Source organism: Marinifilum caeruleilacunae (assembly GCF_013141825.1).
Taxonomy (GTDB): domain Bacteria; phylum Bacteroidota; class Bacteroidia; order Bacteroidales; family Marinifilaceae; genus Marinifilum; species Marinifilum caeruleilacunae.
In genome coordinates, this window is record NZ_RZNH01000069.1 from 1 (window position 1) to 5,500 (window position 5,500).

Sequence of the window (5,500 nt, forward strand, 5' to 3'; positions counted from 1 at the left end):
GGTAGGTCATTTCCCCTTCTTCAACTTGACGTACAACTGACAATTTAAAGGATAAATTATAATTTCGTTGGGTACGCCTTGCTACAGTCTTTCTCAATATTTTCATAAATAAGTCGATTTACTGTCAACTTATTTCAGGACGGGACACTGAATATATAGGAAGGGGCTCTGTTTAGAGCCCCTTTTTTTGTACCATTTGTCGCGTACATGACAGTTTAATAAATCTTAAGGTTGTATCTTTTTTTCAAATATTAGATGCGGAGTATCATGAAGAAATTAATACATGTATTATTTGCAATGTCTTTACTATTGATCTATGCATGTAGTAGCAGCGATAACAATGATGGAGGAATGATGCCTGATCCGGATCCAGATCCAGTTGCTGATTTTATGGTCAGAACAGTAACAAAGACAGCAAATCACCCATGGTTTGGAGAAGGAAGCGCAATTGGTTACACCATTAATGGAAATGAAGGAAGTCAACTAAACCTGATTCGCAGTACCGAATATGTATTTGATATTAATACACCCACTCACCCCTTTTATATCAGTACAGATGATACCGGACTTGGGGCAGGCGAAGTTACCAAAGGTGTTACAGGCAGTAAAACACAAAATGGGATATTGCGCTTTACACCCAATTCAAATCATCCCGATACATTATACTATCAATGCTCATCACATCCGAAAATGGGATATATGATCATATTAAGCGACTCTTAAACCAAAGATATGTGATAATTGTTATGACTTTATAGTGATCCTAAAGCATAGCTCCGGATCGGAAAGACAGAATGGTAAGTTGGTGGATCTTACAATTCTGTCTTTCTTTTTTTTAATAAAATATAAGACCTGCATGTCCGATATTTAAAGGGGTTCAAGTTTTTGGTTGTGATTTTCAGGAGGTTGAATGTTAATTAAACTTGAAATTATCAAGTTCATTTCTTAAATTTAATTATACCTGATAAATTTTTTAATCAAAATCATATGGCAAATTTAAATGTAGATTTCATGGGGTTAAACCTGAAAAATCCCATTATAGTAGGAGCATGTACCCTTTCAGCTAGCGTGGAAGGAGCTCAGGATCTTGAAGAAGCAGGTGCTGCTGCAATTGTTTACAAATCTCTGTTCGAAGAGCAGATTATTATGGAACGTGCCCAGCTTTCTGATGAACTGGACGAGTATGCACACCGAAATGCAGAAATGACCTCCCTGTTTCCTGCACTGGAGCATGCCGGACCAAAAGCTCACCTTTTAAAGTTAAAAGCAGTAAAAGAAAATGTGAATATTCCTGTAATCGCAAGTTTAAACTGCATGTATGATGTTACCTGGTTCGAATATGCAAAAGAATTGGAAGATGTTGGAGTAGATGCACTCGAGTTGAATTTCTATCAAATGCCTTTCGATGGTGATAAAACTGCAGAACAGATGGAAGAGGAGAAGATTCAAATTGTTAAAACCCTGAAGAAAAGATTATCCATTCCATTCTGTATCAAACTAAGTCCGTATTACACCAATATTTTAAATTTTGTACAAAGATTAGATCAAGCAGGAGCATCAGCCTTCGTTCTGTTTAATCGATTATTCCAGCCTGAGATTGATGTGAATTCCGAAACTCATGTTACCAATTTTAACCTGAGTAACCCAGGAGATTTTAAACTGGGATTGCGATATGTTGGTCTCACGTCTGGAAAGATTAAAGGAGATTTGTGTGGTACAAATGGAATTTACGGATACGAAGATGTATTGCAGATGTTGTTGAGTGGTGCAAACACGGTTCAAATGGTTAGTTCCTTATATAAGAACACACCAGCTCATCTTGGAAAGGTTTTATATGAAATTGAAGGTTGGATGGATAAGAAAGGCTATAAAACCATTGATGAATTTAGAGGCAAATTATCCGATAAGGAATTAAAAGCTTCAGATGTGTATTACAGAGCTCAATATCTTGATTTTCTTTTGCATCCTGAGGAGGTGATTAACAAAAATCCGATGAGATAAATTTCATTTTAAATAAACATAAAAGCCTGTCGAAAGATGGGCTTTTTTGTGGAAAAATTTCAAGATTAAATTGCTGTTTAATTTTTCGCAAACGTTTGAAAAAGAAAAGTCTACAGCCCTAAAAAAAATCTATCGAAAAGCATCTTAAATGACGCAATTATATTTTTAAATTTAAAAAAAGAAAGCTACTTTTGTGTGCGTATTTTTGCATGACAAAAATCATGCTTAATCCCTTTAAATTTATTGTTTTAAATAAATAGAAGCTAATAATATAATTGTTGTTAAGGATCCTGTTGTTTGGGACTTTAACGTGTAAAACTAAAAAGCGATAATTATGAGTACTAAGTACGTTTATACTTTTGGTGACGGTAAGGCCGAAGGTAAAGCAGACATGAAAAATCTGCTTGGAGGAAAAGGTGCTAACCTTGCAGAAATGAACCTAATCGGTGTTCCTGTGCCAGCAGGTTTCACTATCACTACTGAAGTTTGTACTGAATACAACAAGCAAGGAAAAGAAGCTGTTGTAGAAATGATTAAAAGTCAGGTTGAAGCAGCTGTTGTTGAAACTGAAAAAGCAATGAACGCTAAGTTTGACTCAAAAGGTGAAGCTTTCCCATTGTTGTTATCTGTTCGTTCAGGTGCTCGTGTATCTATGCCAGGTATGATGAACACTGTATTGAACTTGGGTATGAACGACGAAACTGTAAAAGTGATCGCTGAGAAATCAGGTAACGAGCACTTCGCTTACGATTCATATCGTCGTTTCATCCAGATGTATGGTGATGTAGTAATGGGCGTTGAAGCTGAAGCTGGTGAGCACTGTCCTTTCGAGCAAGTTCTTGATAAGGTAAAAGAAGCTAAAGGTTATAGCGCTGATAACGAAATGTCAGTAGAAGACCTTAAAGGTGTTGTAGAAGAATTTAAAGCTGTAGTAAGAGCTAAAGCTGGAAAAGATTTCCCAACAAATCCATGGGATCAGCTTTGGGGTTCTGTTTGTGCTGTATTTGATTCATGGAACACTGAGCGTGCTATCCTTTACCGTCGTATGGAGAATATTCCAGAGGAGTGGGGTACTGCAGTAAACGTTCAGGCTATGGTATATGGTAACATGGGTGAAACTTCGGCTACAGGTGTATGTTTCTCTCGTGATGCTGCAACAGGTGAAGACTTGTTCAACGGTGAGTACTTGATCAACGCACAGGGTGAAGACGTTGTTGCTGGTGTTCGTACTCCACAAGAAATTACTTTGATCGGTTCTCAAAGATGGGCTGAGCGTAACGGTACTTCAGAAGAAGATCGTAAAGCTAACTTCCCTTCATTGGAAGAAGCTATGCCAGAGATCTACAAAGAGCTTGACGAAGTTCAGCAAAAATTAGAAGATCACTATAAAGATATGCAGGATATGGAGTTCACCATTCAGGATGGTAAACTTTGGATGTTGCAGACTCGTAACGGTAAGCGTACTGCTGCTGCTATGGTTAAGATTGCTGTTGATATGATGGAGCAAGGTTACTTCGACGCGAAGACTGCTTTATTACGTCAGGAGCCAAACAAATTGGATGAGTTGTTGCACCCAGTATTTGATACTGATGCTCTTGCTTCTGCAAAAGAACTTTCTAAAGGTTTGCCAGCTTCTCCAGGTGCTGCTACAGGTCAGATCGTATTCTCAGCTGAAGATGCTGAAGAGTGGGCTGCTGATGGTAAGAAAGTAATCCTTGTTCGTCGTGAGACTTCTCCAGAAGACTTGAAAGGTATGAATGCTGCTGTTGGTATCTTAACTGAGCGTGGTGGTATGACTTCTCACGCAGCTGTAGTTGCTCGTGGTATGGGTAAATGTTGTATCTCTTCTGCTGCAGGTTTGGTAGTTGCTGGTAAAACAATGACTATCAACGGTGTTGAGTACAAAGAAGGTGATTTCATCTCATTGAACGGTTCTACAGGTGTTGTTTACGAAGGTGAAGTTGCTACAATTACTCCTTCTTTAGATGGTGATTTCGGTAAAATCATGGATCTTGCAGAAGCTAACACTCGTATGTATGTTAGAACTAACGCTGATACTCCGGCAGATGCTCAAACAGCTCGTGATTTCGGTGCTAAAGGTATTGGTCTTACTCGTACTGAGCACATGTTCTTCGAAGGAGATCGTATCTGGAAGATGCGTGAAATGATTCTTGCTGAAGATGTTGAAGGTCGTAAAGAAGCATTGGCTAAATTATTACCTATCCAGCGTGAAGACTTCTACGGAATTTTGAAAGCTATGGACGGATTCGGTGTAACTATTCGTTTACTAGATCCACCATTGCACGAGTTTACTCCAAACGATGAAGCTTCTCAGAAAGAAATGGCTGAAAAATTAGGTGTTGATGTGAAAGAAGTTACTGAAAAAGTAGAATCTCTTCACGAGTTCAACCCAATGTTAGGTCACAGAGGTTGTCGTCTAGGTAACACTTACCCAGAGATTACTGAAATGCAAGCACGTGCTATTATCGAAGCTGCTTGTGACTTGAAGAAAGAAGGTCTTGATCCAAAACCAGAAATCATGGTTCCATTGATCGGTACTATCAAAGAGTTGAAGATGCAGGAAGAAATCATCCGCTCAACTGCTAAAGTAGTATTCGAAGAAAAAGGAGTTGAAGTTGATTACATGGTAGGTACTATGATCGAGATTCCTCGTGCTGCATTAACTGCTAACGAAATCGCAGAAGTAGCTGAGTTCTTCTCATTCGGTACTAATGACCTTACTCAGATGGCATTCGGTTACTCACGTGATGATGCTGGTAAATTCTTACCAATCTACATCGAGAAAGGTATCCTACAACAAGATCCATTCCAGGCTCTTGATCAAACAGGTGTTGGTCAATTAGTTGAAATGGGTGCTAACAAAGGTCGTGCAACTCGTTCAGATCTTAAATTAGGTATTTGTGGTGAGCACGGTGGTGAGCCATCATCAGTTGAGTTCTGTCACAGAACAGGATTGGATTACGTATCATGTTCTCCTTTCCGTGTGCCTATCGCACGCTTAGCTGCTGCTCAAGCAAACTTGAAGTAATCCGGTAGAAATATCGATTATATATAGAAGGCTGCCTCATTTGAGGCAGCCTTTTTTATTGTATTACTTTTTTGGCATTAAATTACGAACGGGTGCCGTCAATCCGACGCGATTCGAGTGATACGGTTGATTAGGAGTGACGCACAGTATCGGATTGACTTGATTCTTTTGTTTACTTTTCTCATCTTAGGAGAAAAGTAAAAGCCTCACGGCTTGAKTGRTTAGATAAAAATAGAAACAGAGCAATATAGGTATCTGTGGTGAGCGCAATCTCTGTTGGGTGAGCCATCATCAGTTGAGTTCTGTCACAGAACAGGATTGGATTACGTATCATGTTCTCCTTTCCGTGTGCCTATCGCACGCTTAGCTGCAGCTCAAGCAAACTTGAAGTAATCCGATAGAAATATCGATTATATATAGAAGGCTGCCTCATTTGAGGCGGCCTTTTTT

General features: G+C 39.0%; 4 protein-coding genes. All 4 read left to right on the forward strand.

All coding sequences use genetic code 11. The annotated features are described in order from the left end of the window. The first annotated feature begins 267 nt into the window (after window positions 1–267). The 4 genes from ELS83_RS21300 (at window position 268) to ELS83_RS22780 (ending at window position 5,443) form a co-directional block, all read left to right on the forward strand. Window positions 268–723, forward strand: coding sequence for a hypothetical protein (locus ELS83_RS21300; protein ID WP_171597569.1), 456 nt, complete (start codon window positions 268–270; stop codon window positions 721–723). 264 nt (window positions 724–987) lie between these two features. Then, a complete protein-coding gene (locus ELS83_RS21305) occupies window positions 988–2,001 on the forward strand; it encodes a dihydroorotate dehydrogenase-like protein (RefSeq protein WP_171597570.1) in 1,014 nt (337 codons plus the stop codon). Window positions 2,002–2,335: 334 nt separating this feature from the next. Further along, the gene (gene ppdK / locus ELS83_RS21310; RefSeq protein ID WP_171597571.1) at window positions 2,336–5,050 is read left to right on the forward strand and encodes a pyruvate, phosphate dikinase; all 2,715 of its coding nucleotides are present in this window, start codon (window positions 2,336–2,338) and stop codon (window positions 5,048–5,050) included. A 318-nt stretch (window positions 5,051–5,368) separates the two neighbouring features. After that, the gene (locus tag ELS83_RS22780) at window positions 5,369–5,443 is read left to right on the forward strand and encodes a hypothetical protein (RefSeq protein ID WP_430438942.1); all 75 of its coding nucleotides are present in this window, start codon (window positions 5,369–5,371) and stop codon (window positions 5,441–5,443) included. Window positions 5,444–5,500 lie beyond the last annotated feature (57 nt).